The organism is Sabulibacter ruber (assembly GCF_017355955.1).
Lineage (GTDB): Bacteria > Bacteroidota > Bacteroidia > Cytophagales > Hymenobacteraceae > Nibribacter > Nibribacter ruber_A.
Map to the genome: position 1 here is coordinate 1,635,645 of NZ_JAFFID010000001.1, position 24,004 is coordinate 1,659,648.

At 51.3% G+C, this 24,004-nt stretch carries 23 protein-coding genes and 1 riboswitch; of the genes, 11 read left to right on the forward strand and 12 right to left on the reverse strand.

The features are described from left to right. The first annotated feature begins 96 nt into the window (after positions 1-96). Both JT719_RS06665 and JT719_RS06670 read left to right on the forward strand, forming a co-directional pair. Positions 97-507 (forward strand): hypothetical protein, encoded by a 411-nt coding sequence (locus JT719_RS06665; protein ID WP_207431892.1) that lies wholly within the window; start codon positions 97-99, stop codon positions 505-507. A 309-nt stretch (positions 508-816) separates the two neighbouring features. After that, positions 817-1,251, forward strand: a complete 435-nt coding sequence (locus JT719_RS06670; RefSeq protein WP_207431894.1) for a hypothetical protein — start codon at positions 817-819, stop codon at positions 1,249-1,251. A gap of 252 nt (positions 1,252-1,503) precedes the next feature. Here JT719_RS06670 and JT719_RS06675 read toward each other — a convergent pair whose 3' ends face one another. Beyond that, the gene (locus JT719_RS06675; RefSeq protein WP_207431896.1) at positions 1,504-3,501 is read right to left on the reverse strand and encodes a retaining alpha-galactosidase; all 1,998 of its coding nucleotides are present in this window, start codon (positions 3,499-3,501) and stop codon (positions 1,504-1,506) included. Positions 3,502-3,721: 220 nt separating this feature from the next. On the opposite strand from JT719_RS06675, the gene JT719_RS06680 reads away from it, so the two are divergent. The 4 genes from JT719_RS06680 to JT719_RS06695 all read left to right on the forward strand — a co-directional run bounded on the left by JT719_RS06680 (position 3,722) and on the right by JT719_RS06695 (position 7,960). Next, positions 3,722-4,396: a Crp/Fnr family transcriptional regulator gene (locus tag JT719_RS06680; protein ID WP_207431898.1), complete on the forward strand. Its 675-nt coding sequence runs from the start codon at positions 3,722-3,724 to the stop codon at positions 4,394-4,396. Beyond that, a complete protein-coding gene (locus tag JT719_RS06685; RefSeq protein WP_207431900.1) occupies positions 4,377-5,045 on the forward strand; it encodes a CatA-like O-acetyltransferase in 669 nt (222 codons plus the stop codon). The genes JT719_RS06680 and JT719_RS06685 overlap by 20 nt, the downstream gene beginning before the upstream one ends. Before the next feature lie 315 nt (positions 5,046-5,360). Beyond that, positions 5,361-5,603: a hypothetical protein gene (locus JT719_RS06690; RefSeq protein WP_207431901.1), complete on the forward strand. Its 243-nt coding sequence runs from the start codon at positions 5,361-5,363 to the stop codon at positions 5,601-5,603. 188 nt (positions 5,604-5,791) lie between these two features. Then, positions 5,792-7,960 carry a S9 family peptidase gene (locus JT719_RS06695; RefSeq protein WP_207431903.1) on the forward strand — a complete coding sequence of 723 codons (2,169 nt, stop codon included), beginning with the start codon at positions 5,792-5,794 and terminating at the stop codon, positions 7,958-7,960. Positions 7,961-8,236: 276 nt separating this feature from the next. On the opposite strand, the gene JT719_RS06700 is transcribed toward JT719_RS06695, so the two are convergent. Continuing rightward, the gene (locus tag JT719_RS06700; RefSeq protein ID WP_207431905.1) at positions 8,237-8,434 is read right to left on the reverse strand and encodes a cold-shock protein; all 198 of its coding nucleotides are present in this window, start codon (positions 8,432-8,434) and stop codon (positions 8,237-8,239) included. A gap of 459 nt (positions 8,435-8,893) precedes the next feature. Here JT719_RS06700 and JT719_RS06705 point away from each other — a divergent pair, with 459 nt between their 5' ends. Together JT719_RS06705 and JT719_RS06710 are read left to right on the forward strand one after the other, a co-directional pair. Then, positions 8,894-9,085, forward strand: a complete 192-nt coding sequence (locus JT719_RS06705; protein ID WP_062542011.1) for a cold-shock protein — start codon at positions 8,894-8,896, stop codon at positions 9,083-9,085. 189 nt (positions 9,086-9,274) lie between these two features. After that, on the forward strand, positions 9,275-9,466 hold the full coding sequence (locus JT719_RS06710) for a cold-shock protein (protein ID WP_207431907.1): 192 nt from the start codon (positions 9,275-9,277) through the stop codon (positions 9,464-9,466). A 79-nt stretch (positions 9,467-9,545) separates the two neighbouring features. Here JT719_RS06710 and JT719_RS06715 read toward each other — a convergent pair whose 3' ends face one another. The 9 genes from JT719_RS06715 to JT719_RS06755 all read right to left on the reverse strand — a co-directional run bounded on the left by JT719_RS06715 (position 9,546) and on the right by JT719_RS06755 (position 16,660). Then, positions 9,546-10,481, reverse strand: coding sequence for an alpha/beta hydrolase (locus JT719_RS06715; protein WP_207431909.1), 936 nt, complete (start codon positions 10,479-10,481; stop codon positions 9,546-9,548). Between the two features lie 90 nt (positions 10,482-10,571). Continuing rightward, complete coding sequence (locus tag JT719_RS06720) at positions 10,572-11,078, reverse strand: DinB family protein (RefSeq protein ID WP_207431911.1); 507 nt, start codon at positions 11,076-11,078, stop codon at positions 10,572-10,574. 107 nt (positions 11,079-11,185) lie between these two features. After that, the gene (locus JT719_RS06725; protein ID WP_207431913.1) at positions 11,186-12,679 is read right to left on the reverse strand and encodes a peptide MFS transporter; all 1,494 of its coding nucleotides are present in this window, start codon (positions 12,677-12,679) and stop codon (positions 11,186-11,188) included. Between the two features lie 165 nt (positions 12,680-12,844). Further along, a complete protein-coding gene (locus JT719_RS06730) occupies positions 12,845-13,480 on the reverse strand; it encodes a CPBP family intramembrane glutamic endopeptidase (protein ID WP_207431915.1) in 636 nt (211 codons plus the stop codon). A gap of 228 nt (positions 13,481-13,708) precedes the next feature. Then, on the reverse strand, positions 13,709-14,086 hold the full coding sequence (locus tag JT719_RS06735) for a hypothetical protein (protein ID WP_207431916.1): 378 nt from the start codon (positions 14,084-14,086) through the stop codon (positions 13,709-13,711). Between the two features lie 112 nt (positions 14,087-14,198). Beyond that, entirely contained in the window at positions 14,199-14,879 is a 681-nt protein-coding gene (locus tag JT719_RS06740; RefSeq protein ID WP_207431919.1) for a hypothetical protein, read from the reverse strand. Between the two features lie 225 nt (positions 14,880-15,104). Further along, on the reverse strand, positions 15,105-15,290 hold the full coding sequence (locus JT719_RS06745) for a hypothetical protein (RefSeq protein WP_207431921.1): 186 nt from the start codon (positions 15,288-15,290) through the stop codon (positions 15,105-15,107). 231 nt (positions 15,291-15,521) lie between these two features. Beyond that, a complete protein-coding gene (locus tag JT719_RS06750; RefSeq protein WP_207431923.1) occupies positions 15,522-16,250 on the reverse strand; it encodes a PspA/IM30 family protein in 729 nt (242 codons plus the stop codon). Then, positions 16,247-16,660, reverse strand: a complete 414-nt coding sequence (locus JT719_RS06755) for a YbjN domain-containing protein (protein ID WP_207431925.1) — start codon at positions 16,658-16,660, stop codon at positions 16,247-16,249. Before JT719_RS06755 ends, JT719_RS06750 begins: the two co-directional genes overlap by 4 nt. A gap of 319 nt (positions 16,661-16,979) precedes the next feature. On the opposite strand from JT719_RS06755, the gene JT719_RS06760 reads away from it, so the two are divergent. Then, positions 16,980-17,777 (forward strand): XRE family transcriptional regulator, encoded by a 798-nt coding sequence (locus JT719_RS06760; RefSeq protein WP_207431927.1) that lies wholly within the window; start codon positions 16,980-16,982, stop codon positions 17,775-17,777. 215 nt (positions 17,778-17,992) lie between these two features. Here JT719_RS06760 and JT719_RS06765 read toward each other — a convergent pair whose 3' ends face one another. Further along, positions 17,993-19,729 carry an AMP-dependent synthetase/ligase gene (locus JT719_RS06765; protein WP_207431929.1) on the reverse strand — a complete coding sequence of 579 codons (1,737 nt, stop codon included), beginning with the start codon at positions 19,727-19,729 and terminating at the stop codon, positions 17,993-17,995. A 292-nt stretch (positions 19,730-20,021) separates the two neighbouring features. Between JT719_RS06765 and JT719_RS06770 the strand changes: the two genes are divergently transcribed. Next, entirely contained in the window at positions 20,022-20,504 is a 483-nt protein-coding gene (locus tag JT719_RS06770) for a phospholipase D-like domain-containing protein (protein WP_207431931.1), read from the forward strand. A gap of 221 nt (positions 20,505-20,725) precedes the next feature. Next, positions 20,726-20,831, forward strand: a riboswitch (SAM riboswitch). A gap of 386 nt (positions 20,832-21,217) precedes the next feature. Beyond that, complete coding sequence (locus tag JT719_RS06775; RefSeq protein WP_207431933.1) at positions 21,218-23,824, forward strand: M14 family metallopeptidase; 2,607 nt, start codon at positions 21,218-21,220, stop codon at positions 23,822-23,824. Positions 23,825-24,004: the final 180 nt, after the last annotated feature.

Below are 24,004 nucleotides of genomic sequence, written 5' to 3' on the forward strand. Positions count from 1 at the left end.
ATTTTAAAGCACAAATGACGGCACCAGGAGTAAAAATTCCTAAATTCCTTTATCTTAGAGTAGCTAATCTGCTGCACCTCTAACCCCACTACTATTATGCTTCTGTACAAGGATGGCCTTCTGGAATTAAACTATGAGGTAACCACGGATATCTTGTCTGTACGCTGGCCAGACCTGAAGTTCTTTTCCATTGCAGAGATTCAGTACTCGCTGAACAAGCTGGTGGATGCCCTTAAACACTACGATATCAAAAAGCTGCTGATTGATTCTACCTCCAGCACCGTGGAGATAAGCGAGGAAGAGCAGAAGACCATTGCCTATAAGTTTGCGCTGATGCTGCAGGGCACCCGGGTACAAAAAGTGGCGCGCATCATCAACCCAGACATCAAACGGGAGCAGAGATCCCAGAAAATTTCGGGCGAACTTACCAAAGAGATGACGTTCACCATTCAGTTTGAGAACTTTCCAGACCAGGCCAGCGCTCTTTCCTGGTTATCAGCTAAATAAAGTCATAAAACCAGACAATTAATTGCACTCGCCTAAATTTTTTATCTTTTTTCTATTCTCCTGTTTCCCCGCCTTATCACCTCTATCTGCCTCTATTTTGCTTTAGTGTAGATACATCTAACTATTTTCCTCTTTTTGTTAGAAAAGCGCCTCTAAATCTCATCTTTTTTAAATAATTTAAGTATACCAATAAAGCTAATCCTATAATAAAAAACAGGATTATTTATAGCTACATTCTTTTACGTTTTACCGCTTATTTCTTAAAAAGACAGATAGAACATTGTATGTAATAGCTAAATTCTTAAACCCATGAAACGCCAGGCGACTCTTCTGCAACAGACCTCCTTATATGAAATCACCCTGTTCTCCTATGACCATATTCTACAGTTAACCTGGAACCAGCCTCCCTCCACGCTGGAATACCAGAACGGGAGCTTAGCGTTTCTGGAGTTAGTGCGGGAACTCCACATTAAGAGACTCATCTCAGACTGCAGCAAACGCGGCAACCCTACGCCACAGGATCTGCTCTGGCTGTCGCACCAGGTAGTTCCTTTTCTGTGCGAACATGAGATTCAGCAATTGGCGCTGGTGGTGCCAGAAGATCCTCACCACGCCCGTAACCTGGAGAGTTGCCTGATGACTTCGCAGGTCTGCTATGACCTTCAGTTCTTCCATGCTCCCACAGATGCCCTGGATTGGATACGGCACTCTCCCTCTCCTTTCAGAGGCAAAGCTGTTGCGTAATTCCCGGCGGCCTTGCAAAGGGCAACTTCAGATCCAGGAGCTTATCTTTTCAGCCTTCCATCGGTTCAACAATATGCATAAAATCAAAAAATGCGTTTTCCGGCAGTTTTCATCAAAACTGCCGGGTATCGCATTTGTGTAACAGAAGCTGTGACTAGGATACCCTGTTTTAAGCTTAAATTCCTGAATTCAGCTCTAAAACAAACCTTCCACGCTGGGAAGCCAACTGCTTGGTTTGGGGCTTCTGCAATTCTATTGTTTGTAGATTCTGGCCACGTAGCCGCCCCCGGGGGCCATGGAGATTTTAAGTTTCCGGTTTTGGGGCACATCAATGGTCTCGTGCTTGTAGTCAGAGGCTTTGCGGTCTGCGTTTATGCCATCTCTAAAAATTTCGGCTTTGTAGTTACCGTCTCCTAAGAAGGATAAGTCCAACTCCAGTTCACGGGCGTTCCAGTTGGTGAGGGCGCCCACGTACCAGTCATTGCCTTTGCGGCGAGCCAGGGCGATGTGCTCTCCCAGTTGGCCGTCCAGGGCTACGGTATTATCCCATACTTCGGGCACCGAGGCGATAAATTTGGTGCTTTCCTCTTCTTTCTGGTAGTTGGTAGGGCTATCGGCGAGCATGTTCAGCGGCGACTCAAACACCACGTACATGGCTAACTGACGCACCCGGGTTCCCTGACTCATGGGCTCTGAGTTCACCGGGCGGTAGTTGCCTTTGGAGGCGTTGCGCATAGCGCCCTGGGTGTAATCAATGGGGCCGGCCAGCATGCGCAAGTAGGGCATGGTCACATCATAGGTCACTTGGTCTACCTCGGGGCCAGACCACTTCATCTGCTCCAGGCCGTGCACGCCTTCAAAGTTGATCACATTAGGATAGGTGCGCTGCAAACCGGTGGGCTTGAACGCGCCATGAAAATCAATGAGCAGTTTGTATTTGGCCCCAATCTGGGCAGCGCGCTGGTAGAATTCCACGGCCTGCTGGTCATCGCGGTCCATGAAATCCACCTTGAAGCCTTTCACGCCCATGTTGGCATAATGGCGGGCTACGTTCTCCATGTCGCGGTCAAAGGCGTGGTACCCGGCCCACAAGATAATGTCCACGTTTTTCTGCTTGCCGTAGTCAATGAGCTCTTTCAGGTTAATCTCGGGTACCACCTGCATCAGATCGGCTTTCAGGTTCACGGCCCAGCCTTCGTCCAGGATCACGTATTGGATGTTGTTCTGGGAGGCGAAATCTATGTAGTACTTATAAGTAGCATTGTTGATGCCCGATTTGAAATCCACGCCCGCAATGTTCCAGTCGTTCCACCAGTCCCAGGCCACTTTACCGGGCTTCACCCAGGAGGCATCTTTCACCCGCGAGGGCGAGGCCAGCTTGTACACCATGTCGCTATCGGCTAGTTCTTTGTCCTGGGCCGAGATCACCATCACCCGCCAGGGAAACGTACGCGTGCCTTTCACCTTGGCAATGTAATTCTCCCGCTCCCGCACAATGAGTTGCAGCTGGTTATGCCCGCCCTGCTCAATTCTTTTGGGATAAGCCGCAAACACTCCGGTCAGGGATGGTCTGCCGTTGCGGTTGATCAGGTACATGCCCGGGTAGTTTTCCAGGTCAGCCTCGGTGATGACTACTTTCTTGCGGGGGCTTACCTCTACTCCCAAAGGCAGAAACGCCAAGCGCTCCGGGTCCAGCTTTGACAAGGGAGCGTGGGTGTAGGTGTTCTCAAAGGAATTCCAGAACTGCTCCTCTATGGTGGTTTTCCGTTCCTGTTTCACGTACGGCACTATGGCCTTATGATCGGCGGGAAAGTTGAACGCGGCTTCCTCGTTCTGCACCTGAAAGTCTTTCTTCCTGGACGTAGCAAACCGATAGGCCACCCCATCATTGTAAGCCCGGAAGATGACTGAGTAGTCGCCCTTGAAGTTCAGCACCAGTTCATTGTAGTGGTCCTGGATCTCGGCCCGCTTGTACACCGGTGCTTTGATGGTCTGGTTTACCACATTCCGTTTAGCGTTCCGCAACTGTGGCTTGCCGCCCAGGATTTCGCCGTTGGTCAGCTGCATGGAAATAGGCGATGGCGCAATGACTACATCCCTCTCATGCAGGACGCTGTAGGTCAGTATATCTTGCAGATCAACCGTTACCTTAATCTTCCCGTCCGGAGACTGGAGGGTGTGCGGCTGTTGCGCTGAAGCGGGAAGTCCGAAGGCGATCATCAGAACCAGGAGCAAATATCTGTGTATCATGTGGGGTTGAGGATTGGTACGCAATTGGAGTCTTAACTTACAATAAGTGGGACAAGAAAAAAAGCAGATCTCATCAAGGGCAGGGCCAATACCTCTTCCGCCAAACCAAATCCTGCCGACATGGCCCTACAGTCTTCTTTCTTCAGCCTTTTCTTCAGGGATTTTGCCTCCCGAGACAAATGTCCTTTTGCGCCGCGGCAGAAGCCAGTAAGTTTGCAGCATGGAAGAGCAGTTCTTTACCGAGTACCGCACTAAGATCACGCAGTTCATGCAGGCCAACCCGGCCTTGCGCGAGAAACACCACATCACCGAGGTGCAAACCCCGGCGCACGAGATTTTACTAAAACAGGGCTCCGCCCCCCAAGGTGTGTACATCCTGGCTGCTGGCCTAGTGAAAGTCACGCGCACCACGGCCGCCGGACAGTTGTTTACCTTAGGGGTTTTCGGTCCCGGAGAGGTGGAGGGCGATGTGGAGGCGCTCATGCACATGCCCTACTTCTGCACGGTGCAAACGCTTACTGCCTGCACGTTCTACTACATCAGCGGCCACCAGTTCCTGCAAATGCTGTCCCAGGAACAGGAGTTTAACCTGCTCATGCACCGCTCCATGGCTTCCAAGATGCTGAACACCTCGCTGCAATCTTCCATCCAGAGCACTAATAGATTAATCTACACCCTGCTGATTGTGCTGCGGGAGCTCTCCCGGTTAAATGAACTGCAGATTTCCAAACCACTGCTCACCGAGCTTCTGGGCACCTCGCAACGTAACCTCAACCGCCTGCTGGGGCAACTGGAAGACGAGCAGCTCATCTACGTAAAAGGCGCGTTTGTTTCCCAGATGGACCGCAAAGGCATTGAAAAAAGAATTGAGACCTATGATTTCGAAATACAATAAACAACAGATCACGGTAGAAGGCTGGGCGCGCGAAGAGCAGTTCCGCTTCTTCAAAACCTTCACCCAACCGTTTTTCAACGTGCACACTGAGGTAGATATCACCCCACTGTACGTGTACTGCAAGCAGAACCAGGTATCGGTGTTCCTGGCGTACCTGTACGTGACGCTGGAGGCAGCCCGGGCCACGGAGAACTTCCGGCTAAGGCTGGAGGGCGATGACGTGGTGCTCTACGATGGGCTGGACCTTTCCACCACGGTGCTCAAAGACAACCACACCATTGCGTTTGTGAGTTTGCCCTATAAAGACACTTTCCTGGAGTTCTGCACTAATTCCAGGGAGTTGATCACGGCGGCTAAAACGAGCAAAGAGTTCTTTATTGGGCACCAGGGACCAGACTTGCTCCACATTACTACTTTGCCCTGGTTTAAATCTTACGGCCTGGAGCACGCCACCTCGGTGAATCCGCAGGAGGCCGGCGTACCCAAAATTGCGTTTGGCCAACTGGACCTGCAGCCTGACAAGGTGATACTGCCCGTGAGCATCGCGCTCCACCACGCCCTAGCTGATGGCTACCACATTCATCAGTTTCTGCAGCAGATGAACGGCTTCATTAGTGCCTTTTCGTTTATTGAGGCAGAAAATGAGTGATTGAGTGAATGAGAGAATGGGTGAATAGATAAGGGAGAAACGGGTTTTGCGTGTCTTATACATGGACACCTTATAAGCGATAGAAGTACATTCCGCCGCTTCCTCAGTTTGGATCTCTTTACTTTCTTCAAACCCCAAAGTAACCCGCTCCTTTTCCAAACTAACGTCTAAGCCCTTGCTTTTGGCCTGTTTTCCAGAAAATGGGCCAAAAGCAAGGGCTTTTTCTTTGTTCAGCTTCCATCCTTTCCTACCGCAAATCCGTTACAACTCACGCAATCATTCATTCACACATTCTCTCATTCACTCATTCACACCATGACCCAGCGCGAAGTAACGGACAAAGACAATCTCACCTGGACCTGCGTGCAAGCCTATGCGGGCCTGCAGGGCAAAGCCGCCGAAAAAGCCACTGAACTAGCCGAAACCGACGAAGGCAACGTCACCGTAGTCTGTACCCCCAGCGGACAGGCCCAAACCGTTCGGCTGGAATTGTCCAAAGACTGGCTGGAAAATCTTTCAGATGAAGACCTGCTGCAGCAGATAGAAGAGAACCGCTGATTCGTTAGTCCAATCAAAATAGGGAGCCGGTTTTAAGGCTGGTTTATGGAAATCTGCCTTGAAACAGGCAAGATGGGTTTACAAACCTGAGGCTATGTGGGCCTTTGGTATGCGTGATGGAAGTATTTTTCCTAGATTTAAGGATTGTCTGAAAAGACAGAAATACTTCTTCATCATACCAAGCTACCATGAACAAACGCCTTTCTGCCTTCCTGCTTCTCTGGTGGGCAAGCCTCTCGTGGGTTCTCGCCCAGGGGGCGAGCAACCTCATCCAGGTCACAGACTTACTCAGGATCAAACAAATTGGGGCCGTGGCCCTCTCCCCCGATGGCAAACAGGTGGCATACACCGTCACCAGCATTGAGCCAGATCCCGCGCAGAAGAATGAGTACAAGTATGTGACGCAGATTCACCTGCAACCCTCCAACGGAAGCGCGCCGGCCCGCCAACTCACTTATGGCAGCAACAACGCCACCCAGCCCACCTGGAGCCCCGATGGCAAGCACCTGGCCTTTGTGCGCGTAGTAGAAGGCAAACCCCAGATTCACCTGCTGTCCTTCGCCGGGGGCGAGCCCCTGCAACTGACCAAGTTCAAGTACGGCGCCAGCCAACCACGTTGGAGCCCTAATGGGCAGCAGCTGCTGTTCACCTCGGGTCTGGCTTTGCGGGAGCTGTTAACCGATTCGCTCCTGAACCCCAACCATGACGTGCCCAAGTGGTCTTACGAGAAACCGGGCTTTTTCCAAAACGAGCACCTGCGCGCCAACTCGGCCAAAGCCAATCCAGACGGCTCCCTGGCCGAAATCCGCAGTTACCTGGACCAGAACGAGAAAGACAACAAAGCCAAAGTAATCAACCAGCTGGCGTTCCAGGAAGAATCTACCACCTCGTCAAACATCAACTTCTCGCACGTTTTCCTGATAGATGCCACGCCAGGGGCCGTGCCCAGAGACCTGACGCCCGGGTTTGTGTCCAGCTCCAACGCAGATTTTGTGGCCAACGGTAAACAGATCATCTTTGAAGGCAACTCAAACGAAACCGAGAACCCTACCCGCGCGCAGGAAAGCGCCATTTACCTCATCAACCTGGATGGCACCGGCCTCAAAACGTTGTTACAACGGAAAGGCAGTTCTTTCAGCAGTTTATCGGTTTCGCCCTCGGGTAAATGGATTGCGTTCCAGGTCTCGCCGGTGAGCCGTGTTTCCATTCCTACCCTGGCTGTGATGCCCCTCAGAGGAAGCCCTGATCCCTTCACCCAGATCCCTTATGACCGGAACAAAAGCAACCTGCTCTTTGACGAGAAAGACAAGGCCCTGTATTTCACCTCCCCGTCCAACGGCGGCGTGATTCTGAACCGCGCCGATCTCCAGACCAGGAAAGTAACCCAGCTCACCGATTTCAACAGCGGCGTGGGCAGCTTTGACCTGAAGAAAAACCAGCTGGTATTTGTGAAGACCGAAGTGGCCAACCCCAACGAACTCTACGCCGCCACCCCTGATGCCAGAAAAGCCCAGCGCCTTACCTCCGTTAACCATGACTGGGTGAAAGACAAAAAACTGAGCCAACCCGAAAAACACACCTTTACCAACAGCAAAGGCCAGACCGTGGAGTACTGGGTCATGAAACCTACCAATTTTGTGGCCGGTCAGAAATATCCGCTGCTGCTGGAAATCCACGGCGGACCAACGGCCATGTGGGGTCCCGGTGAAGGCAGCATGTGGCATGAGTACCAGTATTTCACCTCCAGAGGATACGGCGTGGTATACAGCAATCCGCGTGGCTCCGGGGGCTACGGCGAGGCCTTTATGCAGGGAAATGTGAAAGACTGGGGGGCCGGACCGGCCAGTGATGTGCTCACCGCCCTTGACAAAACCGTGGCCGAAGGCTGGGCAGATACCTCGCGGCTGGTCGTGACCGGTGGTTCTTACGGCGGGTACCTGGTGTCCTGGATTCTGGGCCACGACAAACGCTTCAAGGCCGCCTGTGCCCAACGCGGCGTATATGACCTGAGTACGTTCTTTGGAGAGGGCAATGCCTGGCGCCTGGTGCCTAACTACTTCGGTGGGTTTCCGTGGGAAGCTCAGCACAGAGCGCTGATCCAGAGTGAATCTCCGCTGACGTACGTGCAGAACATCACCACGCCGCTCATCATCTTCCACGGTGAAAACGACTTGCGCACCGGCGTCATCCAGAGCGAGATGCTGTACAAAAGCCTCAAGATCCTGAACCGCCCTGTAGAGTATGTTCGCCATCCCGGCGCCACCCATGAGATCACCCGTTCCGGCAACAACCGCCAGCGCCTTGACCAGATGCTGCGTACCTATGAGTTCTTTGAGCGGTACCTGCAGGCAAAGTAATACAAGGTGCCGTTAGAGGCTACATTTCAGAAAACAGCCCCAAAACAGAAGCCCGATCTTTAACGGATCGGGCTTCTGTTTTGGGGCTGAACCCACTCCAGGAAAATTCTCGTTTAGCGCCTGTTTTTCAGAAACCAGCCAATAACCAGTGGTACGCTTTGAAAGGCAAAACAAACCACCTGGTACATGCCTGGGAATGAATACAGGCTGGAATTGTAAAACGGAGCTTAAAACCTAAGAGTAGATGGTACTGCAAACACGTTTCCTTCGCCAGCATTAGGCTTGCTCTTTCTTCTTTTCTGGAGGGGTAGAAGAGAAATTGCCGTTTTCGTCAACGTACATGATCATATCTTCCAGGTTGCCCCCAGATGAGTTTTCTTTACGCTCCTGCTTACGTTCCTCCTTGTCTTTCTTCTTTTTGAGCTTCTTCTGCTCTAGTTGCTTCTTCAGGAAACTGTTCTGTGATCTTGCCATAGTGAGGAGTTAAATGAAACATAATACCCTGGTTGCACGCTCAAGTGTGGCCAGAGGCAGTGATTGAACTAAGTAAGACCTACCGTTCCTACCCAGGAGAACCAAAGCAAGCAGGTGCTATTCTTTTGCAGAAATACACAAGATCATGGCTTGCGGATCAGGTAGATTCAAAAGCCGGTCAGGTGCAGAAACTAAACAGATGAGGGGCTTAGGCAGGTAAAACCTACTGAGTAGGCTTTCAAGGATTATCAGATTACAAACCGCCAGAGGTAAGCCAGAAGCGGAGAAAGGAGATAATGATTGCTTTCCTTTCCAAAGGTACGCTAATTAAGTACCAAAACCTACTTAATGCGCTTAAAGCACAAAATTTTACTTAACTAAAATAAAATTTAACTTTTTCTAGCAAGTCATGAACTAATGCCTACCTTTGGGCGTAGTAGCTGTACATTAAACAAAGTTATGAATCAAGGAACAGTAAAATTCTTCAACGACTCTAAGGGGTTTGGTTTTATCAAAGACAACAATTCAAATCAGGAGTACTTCGTGCACGTATCTGGTTTAGTAGATGAAATCAGAGAAAACGACGAAGTAGTCTATGATCTTCAGGAAGGAAGAAAAGGACTAAACGCCATCAACGTTAAGCGTGCTTAGTCTTTCGCTATAAAGACATATTGTTACAAAAGCCTCTCCTCCAGGAGGGGCTTTTCTCCTTTTAACCCATCCCTCTCCTGCTGCTTCTGAAGTCCTCACCCCCAAACCCATGAAAGTATTTGCTTTATTTTTGGGAAAAGTGAACGAAAGAAGGCTGGGCTATGTCTTGAGGGTACAATGAACAATCACATGAATCAAGGAAAAGTAAAGTTCTTTAATACCGAGAAAGGCTTCGGCTTTATTAAAGACAACAAATCAAATCAGGAGTACTTCGTACACGTTTCTAATTTGATTGACGAGATCAGAGAAAACGATGAAGTTACTTTTGAGCTACAAGAAGGCAAAAAAGGACTAAACGCCGTTAAAGTACAACTTGCTTAGTCTTTTCATATAAAGACATCAAAAAGCCTCTCCTGCCCGGAGAGGCTTTTTTTATGCTTCAGAATTATTTTTTGGGTAATTACTTGCTGGCAACGGATAGCAAACCGTTGCTGCCTAGCCAGTTGATGCAGCTCTCAAACCAGAGTTCTTTGGTGGTCTTGTTGATCATGCCAAAGCCATGGCCGCCGTTCTGGTAAATGTGCAGCTCGGCCGGAATGTTGTGCTGGAGCAGAGCCTGATAGAATACCACACTGTTCTGAGCCGGTACGGCTTTGTCATCTGAGGCGTGTACCAGAAACGTAGGCGGCGTTTGCGCCGTCACCTGTTGTTCATTGGAGTAAGCCTTCAGTTTCTCTGCTGACGCATTTTTGCCCAGCAGCATCTCAAAGGAACCCTTGTGGCTGATGGCAGGATCACTGCTGATAACCGGGTAAATCAAGAGCAGAAAGTCTGGCCTAAGCGAAAGATTCTCTGGGTTAGCGATGTGGGTTTTGGTAAAGTGCGTACCCGCGGTAGAAGCCAGGTGCCCGCCCGCTGAGAAGCCCATGATGCCCACTCTGGCCGGGTTCACGTTCCACTCCTTGGCTCGTTTGCGCACCACGCGTAAAGCCTGCTGGGCATCCTGAATGGGTGCAAGCTCGGGGTTAACGGTAACAGCCGCATCCGGTAACCGGTACTTCACCACAAACGCAGCCACCCCTTGCTCAGCAAATTTCTGCGCCACATCGGTTCCCTCATGGCTGGTGGCCAGTTTGGCGTACCCTCCGCCGGGGCAAATCACCACGGCCGTTCCGTTGGCTTTTTCTTTAGACGGCAGAAAAACGGTAAGGGTGGGTTGCCGCACTTTGGTGACGATCACCGTTTTATCTGGTCTTACTTCGCGGGCTTCCTGGTTGGGGCCTGGCACTTCGTTGGGGACTTTGCCTTCGTAGAGGGGGATTTCCATGGGTTTTACCTGACTTACTCCGGCAAAGCTAACGCAGGCCATGGCCAGCAGGATAATAGATTTTTTCATTTTTGGGAGATTGTTACAAAAGAAGCTGTTTCTGGGGTGTTTCTGTTAAAACAGCCCGGAAACAGCTTTTCACACCTTCAATAAATTTTCTCAGCCGCCAAAGCCCTCATCGGCTGAGGGGCCGTACATGCCTGGCACCGGCACATCCAGAAACCGCAGATACACAGATAATTGCCCCCGGTGGTGGATGATGTGGTTCATGGCCAGGTTTCTGATGACTACCTGCCGGGGTAGGGAAAGAATGACGTGGTCTCCGTGGCGCAGGGTCCAGGTTTTGGCAATCTCCACCACGTTGGTCTCGTTCAGCGCTTTTACGGCTTTCTGGTAACTATCCTCAAACAACTGCATCAGCTCCTGGTGCGTGGCACCGGCAAAGGGCGTGTACTTGGTTTTCTGGAAATCGTGCTCGTCTGATTGCAGTACCCGGGCAATGAACATGCCGGGCAGCTCGGCCACGTGTCCGGCCAGGCGTTTCAGGGTCATGCTCTTGGGATGCGGACTCCAATCGAAATGCTCCTCGGGAACCCGTTCCAGCATCTTTCTGGTATTGGCAGCCTCTTGCTCAAACTGCCGCAGTAGTTTGTGGTTTAACTCCATGGTTCGTTTGTTTTTGGTTGAGGTAGGCACTGGTAAGTTAAAAAAAGAACGGGAGACGGAAAAAATTCCTGCTCCCGTTCTTCTATAGGGTGATTGCCGGCAAAGACCTACCGCACTTCACCCATCAATCTTCTGATGAAGTACCCAAGGCAGAGCAAAGCCACGCCTATTCCAACCGACCATAACCCTATCTGGTTTAAGATGGTGGAATAATAAGGAAGCGAAAGCACTGGGTTGTCTACCACCTCGGCAGGGACACTCATCAAGGCCCCAATCTTGCCGGCCAGGTACTCCCCAATGGCGCTGGCGAAAAACCAGATCCCCATCATCAGGGCCACAATCTTGGCGGGCGACAGTTTGGTAATCATGGAGAGGCCGATGGGTGAAATGCACAGCTCCCCGCAGATGATAAAGAAGTAACCCGCCATGAAAGCCGGCAAAGAAATCAGGCCTGTTTCTTCATTGGAAACGCAGCTCAGGTAGAACACATAGAACCCGATGCCCATTAACACGAAAGACAACCCAAACTTGCTGGGGGTATTAGGCTCTATTCCCTTCCGGTTCAGGTAAGGCCAAAGCTGTGAAAACACAAAGCTCAGGGCGATCACCCACGCCGGTGGCAGGAAATTGTTCACCGCCAAAGCCGGGAGTTCTACCCCACCCACGTGCATGTCTACGTTGCGCATGGCAAACAAATTAAGCGACCCGGCATTCTGCTCATAAAACGCCCAGAACAACGAAGACGAAATGGTGAGGACTAGCGCGGCGAATAACTTGTTGCGGACTTCGGCCTCGTTCCGTAAGGCAAAGGTTAGAATGTACACCACTGCCAGCCCCCCTAACCCGAACATGATGTAGTCCATCACCTCGTAATTATGGAAAAGGGCCACAATCACTGGTATAATCAACAACGTAGCCCCATAAATTACCACCTCCCTGCTGATGCCCGCAAACACCGGGGCTTTCAGGTGGACTGGATTAGGCGGAAGCCCTTTGTCACCCAAGGACTTTTTACCCAGCGCAAACACCACCAAGCCCAGAATCATAAACAAACCGGCCAACCCAAAGCCGTAGTGCCAGTCTATCTGCTGCCCCACGTAACCGCAGAGCAAGCCGCCCAAGGCCGCACCAATGTTGATGCCCATGTAGAAAATGGAGAAGGCACTGTCTTTGCGCGGATCGTTGTCTGAGTACAGGGTACCCACCAGGCTGGAGATGTTGGGTTTAAAGAAGCCGTTTCCGCAGATGATGAAGGCCATGCCGTAGAAGAAGCTCCAGTCCTGCGGTAACGCCAAAACCAAATGCCCGATGGTCATGAGCACCCCGCCGTACATCACGGCCTTGCGCCCACCCAGAAAGCGGTCAGACATCATGCCGCCAAACATGGGCATGGTGTACACCAACGCGGCGTAGGATCCCAGAATGGCGTAACCCTTGGGTTCATCAAACTTAAGTTCAGAAATCATGTAGGCCAGCAAGAGGGCCTTCATGCCATAGAAAGAAAAGCGCTCCCACATCTCAGTGAAAAAGAGCATGTAGAGCTGCTTTGGGTGCCCCGTAGAAGCAGGCGCCTCCGGGATCTTCGTTTCAGTTAAATCCATATCAGGTGGTAAACGGAAAAAGAATTCAGTTATTGACCTGACAAGTTAATGGTTTGTAGCGGGATTTAGGACAAGAAGGGGGAATTCTGTTTTAGAGGCATATATAGGAAAACAAGCCAGAAACAGTGGTTAACAAGAATGCTCCTGACTTGACAAAAGGCACTCTTAAGGGTGAGCAACTTCCCCCAAAGCCGGGTTGGGTTTCTGCTTCAGCACCTGTACCAGGTACCACAGAATACCCACAAAAATGACCACCGATACAGCTAATAACAGGTAGTAAACAAGTGGGTTGCCTATTATATCCGAGGTATTTGCCTCAATTCCAAAATGTAACATCAGGAAAAACGCAAGGCTGTTATTCACGAAGTGAAGAAGGATTCCTGGCAGAACTGATCTGGTTTTGTAATACAGCCAGCCAATGAGCAACCCAATTATAATGGCACCAAAAGCCTGCCAGGGATTTAAGTGGACAACCCCAAACAGTACCGCCGACCAAATGATCGCTTTCCGGGGGGAGTATTCCTGTAACATTCCCTCCAGAATTACGCCCCTAAAAAGCAGTTCCTCCAGAATTGCCGGAGCAACGGCCATGGAAACAAAAGAGACAAAAGTAGGTTGAACCCAGTCAGCGAACAGACTGGTTAAGGACTCAGGGGCAGGAGGAAGAAGGATTTCACCTAAATATTCAATCAGATTTCCCAGGAAAGGGGTAATCAGTACTGTTAAGAACAAAACCTTTCCGTCAAACTTCCTGCTCTCCTCCTTCAGATTAAAGACGTGGTTTTTCTGGATTCTCTTCATACCTAAGAAAATCAGATACATCAGGGGTAAACAGTAAGACAGCAGGTCTGCCAAGGACAACACCCCCGGATTCCTGGTTATCTTCTTAAGAACCACCTCGGCCAACACGGCAAGTAAGATTACCCCATGGCCAATCAATAACAGATAGATGGACCTTTTGACCGAAAGGCCTCTTGGTTCTGCTGTTTCCATTCTAAAACCTACTTTGGGTTAACAGACTTACGCTACTTATTTCACTGTTGGCTTTCTGTTGTAAAGCCAGGAAGAGCCAAATCCCCAACTCAGAAGAGAAAACAAGATAAGGGTTGAAGTATAACCTGCATTTATCTCCCAATCAGAAACTGTATTGATACAGCCCCATTGCGCTTGTTCACGGCTCAGCAGTTGCAGAAAAAAGATGAAACTAGTAAGCACCACCGTACCGGCGCACAACAGACCTAACGCTCTGTTTCTTCCCTCCTTTATCTTTCCCCAGATTGCCAGGTTGAATACAAGGGGCGAAATGAACAGCAAGGCAGGTACAAAGAATAGCCCCACAAAATGGAGGAGATAACCAACTGCGCCGTAGTTCACGAGAAGTCTAAGTCTTTCCGGAGCCGTTTTCACCTGTCTTTTGTTTATTTACCAAGCTAGCAAAATTGACTTAAAAACAAAAGACCGCATCAGGGCAAGCCAATGATGCGGTCTTTTGTTTTGGTTATGGGAAAAGAGCGAAGAGTTACATTGCCACACGTTTCCGCAATTCTGCTATTTCCTGCTTCAGTTCTTCTACTTTGTTTGCTTCTGACTGGTGCTCACGCTTCAGTTTCACTTCTTTCTCGCGGGCTACTTGCTTATGGTTCTTGAATTCCTCAGAGAGGTCTTCGTAAGCCCTGATTTTTTCCTGGGTTACGTTGTTGCTGTTTTTATAGAGGTAGGCGAAAACTGCGGTGACAATGCCAAGGCCCACAATCACAATCAGGCTGAGGATCACATACACCTGCTTATCCATGTCAATTCCCAAGACAGACAGGCTGGCTACGTCATGCGCTCCCTGCTGAAGAAGCTGCTCTTTCTGGGCATTTACCTCTTGCAGGGCTTTTACCTGCGCCCTCTGCTCTTCCAGTTCTTTCTGGGTCTGCGCCAGCTTCACGGCCACTTCTTTCCCGGCGTTCTTAATGCTTTGTTGCCGCGCCGCCAGGGTATCCTGCACACTTTTGAAGAAAGCATCAAGACTAGCTTGCTTTACAACTTTGTAGGGCTGGTTGTACTGGATCTGCGTAGAAGACCGGTATTTGAGGGAACTGAACTGCTGTTGCAGGGTATAGTTTGAGCGGGTTTTAGCCGGAGCCGGCGTTTGGGCCTGACCCGAAGCCAAAACCAAAACACTTAAGAGCAGAGAAAGAGAAAATGCCTTCATACGGGAATTATTTGTTCCAATAATTTTACCTGAGAAACTAAAATTACTGATTTCTCCCAAAGCCCGAAAGTCAGTACCCTTTAGTTTTGCTGATAGGGCACCTTTTACTGCCTTAATACCATAAAAAATGGGTTATTTTTTATTTTATACCTATTTTTTGGAAAGTAGATTCAAAACCGATCCTTAAAATTCAACTACGTTCCTGCGCTTCCACAAACCAGGTAATTACAACAACCACCCCAGAGACAGCACCTGCAGCAGAAGCGTTTGCCACATTTCGGCTTGGTTGGCCAGCAGCGCCGTTGAGAGTTCCGTCACAGAGGGCAGCACCTCGGCCAGTTGCTGGCCCCATTCCTCCCGCACCAGCCAAAAGCCCACCATCGCGAAAAAGATGAATCCTAATTGTCCCATTTTGAAGTGAAAACTGTGTCTTTTGAAATGAAGTACTGCGTCCTGTAAACCGGTGTGTTTTGGGGCTGTTTTCCCTGAAACCAGCCCAAACGGGGAAGTAACCTGATGAAATGCCCACCTGGAGCGGGCGGAAATCAAAAAGGACCTGCTTCGCTAACTGCCAAGCCTTCTCTCTGTTGGTGCGGTGCGTTTTAACCCCGGTTTCCGGAAAACTGCCTTGAAGCGGAGCTCCTACGCCGGGGTAGAGTTGCTATCTGCGGCATTTTTTGAGCCGGGATTTGCCAGGTAGCCCAGTTTGGCTTTGAGCGCAGCCAATTGGCGGGCGGTTTCCTGGGCTGCTTCCAGCCCCTTGCCCAACCCTTCTGCGCCAGTTGTTGAGGTAGTCTCAGAAGAGGTTTCCTCTGCAGGAGCGTTTTGTTTCAGGCGTTCCAGCAGAGTCACCGTGCCGGTAGAATCAATCAGGTCCAGCTGCTTGTCCATGGTTTTGGTGGCTTCGCTTACCGATACCCTGGACTTAAGTACCCGCAGTTCGTTTTCCCATTTGCCGATGGTGGAGCGCAGGGTTTGCAGGTTCTGTTCTAGTTCGGTCACTGATCTTTCGCATTTCAGTTCCTTTTCCTGCGCAGCGGCAGCCAAGGCCAGGTTTTCTTCTTTCAGGTTCAGGGCTTCGCCGGCCAGTTGGTCTGCGGTAGCCGCATCCAGCCCGCCCTTGTGGGCCGCCTGCAGCAGCTCCACCGCCTTCTGTTCGTACCCGTGGGCTTTGGCGCGGCACGCCACCACTTCCTCGCGCGACCGGATGGCCAGGGCTTTCAGCTCGCTCAGTCCCAACAGGCTTTTCTCCAGGTCTTTCCGCATCTCGCGGAGGCCCTGCTCCGTCATCCTGATGGGGTCTTCCAATTGGTTTACCGCTGAAAGCGCCTCGGGCTGCCCTAAATGGAGAATGCGTTGCAGAAAATTCATTGCGATTGGTGGTTAGTTTTTGAGAATTGAATGAGTTGGTCTGAGTACTCGCTCAGCAACAACGCTAGTGAGTTAAGCGAAGCCTCTATCTCGTGGAGGTCCAGTTTGGCCATCTGCAGGGTGTCCCGGAAAATGAGCCGCCGTCCCGATTCATCCAGCACAAACGCCCCGTGGATGATGTCCCGGTTTTTCTGGAGCAGGTTCTGGCAGATTTCCACCGTTACCTGGGGCAGTTCCATGATGTACTGCTCCATGATCAGCAGCGGATCTGTGCAGCCAATGACCAGGTTCTTGATGCCCAGGCTTTCCTTTTCCACCACCAGCACGCAGTCGCGCGCGTCTTCATGGGTGATCTGGAAGTCCAGTTCCAAGAGGTAGTCTTTCACTTTCTGGAAGTAGTTGTTTCCCATCTTTTCAATTTAGGTGCGGCCCAGACCGTGGTTTTTACCCAACCTGAGGCCAGTTGAATCTCACACAATCATCTTCTAAGAGGAGCCTTCTACCCTACTGAACCAACTTCGCCCCGGCTTTGCTCATATTCCTGACCATGCCGCGGCTTCTCTTCCAAGCGTTTCATTCCGGCAAGAAAAGGATTATGGCGGCTTATGCTCATACTTGTAGCCATAATCTCAAAATATCTCCTTATCTTGCCCTGATTTCGAGGACAAGTATACTACAAAAAATAGATACGCTCAAAATTGTAGCACAAATATTTTTAAAAATATTTTCATGTCGTGCATCGGGAAGAACATCAAGAAGATTAGAACGGTCAAGAATTTGAGCCAAGCCGCTTTTGCGCAACTCTTTGATTTAGCGCGTCCTAGCGTGGGCGCCTACGAAGAAGGCCGGTCAGAACCCAAGATTGACACGCTGGTGCAGATAGCGCGGCACTTCGGCATCAGCCTGGACCTGCTCATCACCAAAGAACTCACTGTCAATGATTTATACGGGTTCGATATCTTCAAACGGGATCTTCCGCAGAGCCAACTGCTCATAAAAGTAGCAGATGCAGCAGAATCGCCGGTACACCGGGCCGCGTTGGTCATGGCCAATGAGCAGACCGCTTACTTCGCGCGCCGCCAGGAAAGGCAGTTCCTGGACAAGCTTCCTTCTTTGATTCTGCCCGGCGAGCCCCAGGTTTTGCACCGCGCGTTTGAACATACCGGCTCTGAGATGCAGTACCAGCAGCACGGCTTGCGCCATGGCGATGTGGTGTATTGCTCCTTCGTCAACACCGATCCCAGCCACCTGAAGATAAACGAGATCTACGTAGTGGTGCAGCAAAACAAACTCATCACGCGCCGCTACCAGGGTCTCACCGCCGAGGGCAACCTGCTCCTGAAAGCCGACAACCCCGACTATGAGCACCTGGCCGTAACACCGGAAGACATTCTGGAAATCTGGCACGTAGACGGGGTGTACAGCACCTATCTGAAATCACCTTCGTCTATTGAAGAACGGCTCACCCGCCTGGAGAGCCTGGTGCGGAAACTAAGCAATGAGCGATTGAGCGAAGGAGTGGTTTAATAGAAGGAGTGGTTTAATAAATGAGTGATTGAGAGAATGAGTGATTGAGAGAATTAGGTTTGCCTGGAGTTACACACCGTTGAACCTCCACCCTGTTCAGGCTTCGTTTAGGGTCTAATTTTCTTGAAACAAGTCAGAAACGATAGCTCAACTTTCACTGAACAGCATCGGCCTTGGTTTTAGCCAGGGCCGATGCTGTTTGAAGGGATTCCATGTTAGGTGTAGATTTCCTGGATGGCGCTTCTGTATTTTTCTGAAAGGACTTTTCTTTTCAGTTTTAGGGTGGGCGTGAGTTCGCCGCTGGCTACCGTCCATTCCTGAGGCAGTAAGGTAAACTTTTTGAGCTGCTCCACCGGGTTGAAGAAACGGTTGTACTGTTTAATGGCCTCGCCAATCAGGGCGCGGACCCGTTTGTCTGCCACGGCGGCCAGATTGCCAGGGTAAGGCAATCCCTGGGCAGAATACCACTCCTGCAGGGCCTGGAAAGCGGGCACAATCAAAGCACCCACAAACTTCTGCGACTCTCCCACCACCATGATCTGCTCAATCCAGGGGCTTTCCACCATCTTGTTTTCAATGGGTTGGGGTGCCACGTACTTGCCGCCGCTGGTTTTGAACAGTTCTTTTTTGCGGTCAGTGATTTTCAGGAATTTGCCTTCGTCCAGGATACCGATATCTCCCGTGTGTAGCCAGCCGTCTTTGATGACCTCGGCGGTAAGGTCGGGGCGTTTGTAATAGCCCATCATCACGTTGGGCCCTTGGCAGAGGATTTCGCCGTCTTCGGCAATCTTCACTTTCACGTTGCTGAGCAGCGGTCCCACCGTCCCGAATTTGCGGTTTTCCTCTGGGTACCGGTTCCCGCTGATGATGGGCGAGGCCTCGGTGAGGCCGTAACCTTCCTGTATTATGATCTGGGTCGCCGAAAATACTTTTAGCAGCCTTACCTGGCAGGCCGCCGCCCCGGTAATGATAGACTTTATCTCGCCGCCCAGGGCTTCCCGCCATTTACTGAATACCAGTTTGTTAGCCAGCGCCAGTTGCAGACGGTAACTTACCGGGAGCGGGGTATTGATCTCGTAGCGTTCGGCTAGTTTCAAGGCCCAGTCAAACAAACTTTTCTTTACGCCGGTAAGCTCCTTCCCTTTCCTGATGATGCCTTCGTAGACTTTTTCCAGCAGGCGGGGCACGGTGGTAAAGATGGTGGGTTGCACCTCGCGCAGGTTTTCGGCGATGGTATCCATGCTCTCGGCGTAATAGATAGAAACGCTGGCGTAGAGGTAGCAATAGGTAGCCATCCGTTCAAAGGCATGGTTCAGCGGCAGGAAACTGATGGCCCGTTTGCCCCGCACACCTACTTCATCAATCACCTCGGTACTGGCGAACATGTTGCTCAAAATATTGTGGTGTGAGAGCATGACACCCTTGGGAACGCCCGTAGTGCCCGAGGTATACAGAATGGTGGCCAGATCTTCTGGCCTGATGCTTTCCTTGCTCTGCGCCAGTTGCCGCTCAAGGTCTGGGGAGGCTTCAAAGAGCAACTCTTTCCAGTGCCGCGCCCCCGGTACCTGGCTGAACGTGAAAATGTTTTTTACCTCCGGCAATTCCTCCTGCACGCTCACCACTTTATTGTAAAGGGCTTTGTCGCCCACAAACACCGTCTTCACGGCGGCGTCTTGCAGGATAAATGTGAGCTCGCTCTGGTTGATGGTGGGGTAAATGGGCACCGAAATGGCACCAATCTGCTGGATGGCCAGATCTACCAGAATCCACTCGGGCCGGTTGGCACTGATGATGGCGATCTTGTCCCGGCCTTCTACGGTGCCGTCGCCCGAAGACAGTCCCTGCGCCAGCAAGCCCAGGCTCAACTGGTTCACAGTATCTATCACCTCCTGGGTGGAATACTTGCGCCACGCTCCGTCTTCCTTGGCGCTGAGCATATCCTGCAATGGCATATTTTCTAGTTGATATGCCAGGCAGTCAAACAATCTGGTGGGCTCTGCGGGCGAGCCGTTTCTCTGAGTAGACACGTATACCGGTGAATTTGTAAGTCCAAAAGGGGCAAAATGCCGGGGTGCCCACTTTGCGGGGCAAAAGTACTCCTATTTTACGGCTAAATGAAAAAGGAGATATTACCGACCTGGCTTGGGCTATGGATAGGAAAATTTTGATAACCCGAAGGGAAATCACCCGGAAAGGAGTGGCAGAAAGTTCTTACATTTAGCCTCCTAAAAACCAGATATTCGCATGGCGTTCAGATTTCCCTTCTTTTCCTCCGCTGCCTCACTGCCTTGTGGTGCCTATTTCAGTCCTGGCGAAGATTGTTTGCGGGCCATCTTACAATGCATCAACTCGGCTAAGTCCTCGCTCAAAATATGCGTGTTCACTATCTCAGATGACCGTATCTCGCAGGCTATCCTGAACGCGCACCGCAGCGGCGTGAACGTGCAACTGATCTCAGACAACGAGAAGCTGTTTGACAAAGGATCGGACATCCGGCAACTGGCGCAGGCGGGCCTCAAGGTGAAGATTGACAACTCGCCCAACCACATGCACCATAAGTTTGCCGTCATTGACCAGAAATTCGTGCTCACCGGCAGTTACAACTGGACCCGCAGCGCCGCTCTGTACAACCATGAGAATGTATTGGTTACCTCAGATTCCAAGGTAGTGGCTGGTTATAACCAGGAATTTAACCGCCTTTGGAAAGAAATGACGCTGCTTACCTGAGCCCATGGGTGGGGTTTGCTCCCAAAGAGTCTTCCTTCCATGAGAAAGAGAGATGCAATCTTCGTTTACCTTCCCATTTTCTGTTGACCCCAGCTTTATGGGGCTTTCCGCCTCTTTTTACAGAAACAACTTAAAATCAGCTTTCCACCCAGTTTAATCGGGGTATAAATAATCTATCTTTCTTTTGCTATATACCCACCTGCTTTCTACCTTAGCCCCTGAAATTATACCGAAGAGGGGAGAGAGCAGGCTCTGAGAACCTCTAGCAACCGTTAACCAAGTTAAAAAGGTGCTAACTCCTGCCCAGCCAAATGGGAAATATAAGTTTTCAGACCATGCTCAGCAACCACCACCTTTCCAACGCAAACCTTCTTTCGTTATCTACTGCTTCAGGCTATTCCGTTGCCTGTATGCACTCTTGTTGTTGCTGTTAGCTTCCTTAGATTTTCCGGGCTCCCGGGTTTCTACCCTTTTGCGCTGAGGCAGCGCTCTTTTGTTTTCTAGCTACTTTTTCAGTTTTACTCTTTATGTACACGGCACTTGCGCAGGCAAGGGCAAAGAAACCGGCGTTTGCCTGGGACTCCTCTTTGCACGCCTGCCTCTCCTCTACCCTGGCAGCGCTTTGTCGCTTCCTCTCTCTTTGCTGTTGCGGAAACGTTATTCCTCACCGCTCCGCTTTTAACCCATTTTTTAAAAAACACCCTTAAAATACCATGAAATCAATATTACCTACTTACAGGGCGCTTCTGGTCCTGGCCGCCTGGGTTCTGACCATCGTCCCGGCCCTGGCGCAAAGCAGTTATTATTTCCCGAAGACGAAGAACTTTGATGCCGCCATTCCTACGCCCGAGCAGTTTCTGGGCTACGGCATCGGCGAGCGCCACAGCCGCTACGAGCAATCGGTGGCTTACCTCAAAGAACTGGACCGGCTCTCGGACAAAGTGAAGGTGCAGACCATCGGGTTTACCTATGAACTGCGGCCGCAGGTGGTGGCCATCATCACTTCGCCCGAGAACCACGCCCGCCTGGAGGACATCCGGAAAGAGCACCTGCAGTTGGCCGATGTCTCTAAACCACTCCCCAACCTAGCCAACTCACCCGTGTTTGTGAACCTGGGATACAGCGTGCACGGAAACGAAGCCTCCAGTCTGGAAGCCTCCCTCCTCACGGCTTATTACTACACCGCCAACCAGGACCCGGAAACCCAGCGCGCGTTGAAAGAAGCCGTGATTTTGCTCGATCCCGCCCACAACCCCGATGGCCGCGACCGGCACGCCAACTGGATCAACGTGCACCAAAGTGATCCCTCCGTGGCAGATCCTGATGATTGGGAGCATAACGAGGTTTGGCCCGGCGGCCGCGGCAACCACTACTGGTTTGACCTGAACCGCGACTGGCTTCCCATTGCGCACGTGGAAAGCAGAAACCGCCTCAAGTTCTACCATGAGTGGCTGCCTAACGTGGTCATTGACTTCCACGAGATGGGCACCAATTCCACCTACTACTTTGAGCCCAGCAAGCCCTACGGCTCCGAGAACTACCTGGTGCCCCGCAGCACCTATGATAACCTGAACGTGATCATCGCCAAGTACCACGCAGCGGCGCTGGACGAGATCGGGTCTTTGTACTTCACCAAAGAGCAGTACGACAACATCTATCCCGGCTACGGCTCTACTTACCCCGATTTCCAGGGCGGCGTGGGCATCACCACCGAGCAGGCCAGCTCCCGCGGCAACCGCCAGGAAAATTCCACCGGCGTCTTGACCTTTGCCTTCGGTATCCGAAACCACCTGAGCACGGGATTAGCCACGGTGAAAGGTGCCGTAGAGAACCGCGAGACCTTCCTGAAACACCAGCGCGAGTTCTACAAATCCGGTATCGCCGATGGCCGCAAAAATCCGGTGAAAGCCTATGTGTACGGCGAGAAGTACGATGCCACCCGCCTGCGTAACTTCACCGAGCTGCTGCTGGCCCACAAAATTGAGGTGTATGAACTACCGGGCAACCAGACCATCAACGGCACCACCTTTGAGAAAGGGAAATCCTATGTAGTGCCCACCGAGCAACCACAGTACCGACTGGTGGAATCCATCTTCGCGAAGAACACCAATTTACCCGACAGCGTCTTCTACGATGCCTCCACCTGGACCCTGGCGCTGGCTTATGGTCTGCCGCATATGGGCGCCACTAAACCAGTGAACCGCGGAAACAAAGTAACAACCCTGCCTGCCCTCACCGCAGCAGCGCCATCAAAAAGCAACTACGCCTACCTCCTGGACTGGACCGATTACAACACCGCTGGCGCCTTGTACCAACTGCAATCCTTAGGCGTAACCGCCCAAACCGCATTAAAACCTTTCACGGCCAATACCACGGCAGGCGCCAAAGACTATTTGCCCGGTGCCATCACCATTCCGGTGGCCTCGCAGAAAATCTCGTCTGACTCGCTGTACAAAGCCATCCAGAAAGTAGTCGCCGATCGCAAAATCAACATTGCTGCGGTGAACAGCGGTTTCAGCGCGAAAGGCATTGACCTGGGCAGCAGCAACATCCAGACCATCCGCAAACCCGAGGCGCTGATGCTGGTAGGCACTGGCGTGCAAGGCCCTGAGGCCGGCGAAGTTTGGTTCCTCCTGGATTCACAGCTGAAGATGCCCATCACCAAAGCTGAGTTGAGCTCTTTCCCGCGCCTGTCTTTGGCCCGCTACAACACCATCGTGCTGGTAAGCGGCTCCTACAACAGCCTGGACAAAAACACCGTGGACAAACTGAAGCGCTGGGTGACCGAAGGCGGCACATTGATTACTTTCAAAACCGCCTCTGAGTGGGCCATCAAACAAGGCATCGCGAATGCCCGCCTTATCTCCCCTGCAGATACCACCGCTAAAACGGTGCGCCAAGATTACATCAACGCCCGTGAACTGGAAGGCGCCAAATCAGTAGGCGGCTCTATTTACGAGACTGACCTGGACATTACGCACCCGCTGGCCTTCGGCTACACCTCCCGTAAACTGAGCGTGTACCGCAATAGCAGCGTGTTCCTGGCCCCCAGCAAAAGTTCCTATGAAACCGTGGCCCAATACACCGCCAACCCGCTGCAAAGTGGCTATGTGTCTAAAGCGAACCTGAAGAAAATCGCCAACTCAGCCTCACTGCTGGCCCAAAACCAGGGCCAGGGCACCGTGGTGCTCTTCGCCGACAACCCCAACTTCCGAGGCAGCTGGTACGGCACCAACCACCTGTTCTTCAACGCCCTTTTCTTTGGCAACATCATTAAAACCGTGGGCGGCGTGCCTGCTGGTGCGGAGGAAGAGGAATAGTGCATTGTATTCCCGCTTGTCATCCTGGTAGGATCTTGGTGGCGAACGGTAATAGCGCTTCCCAAACGCCTTTCTAGCTTGCCCACAAGGTCCTTTCAGGATGACAGAAGGAGGATTTCATTTGTACTTCTATCTTAAATGAAAGCGGCTACCTTTTTGTAGCCGCTTTTTTATTGCTGT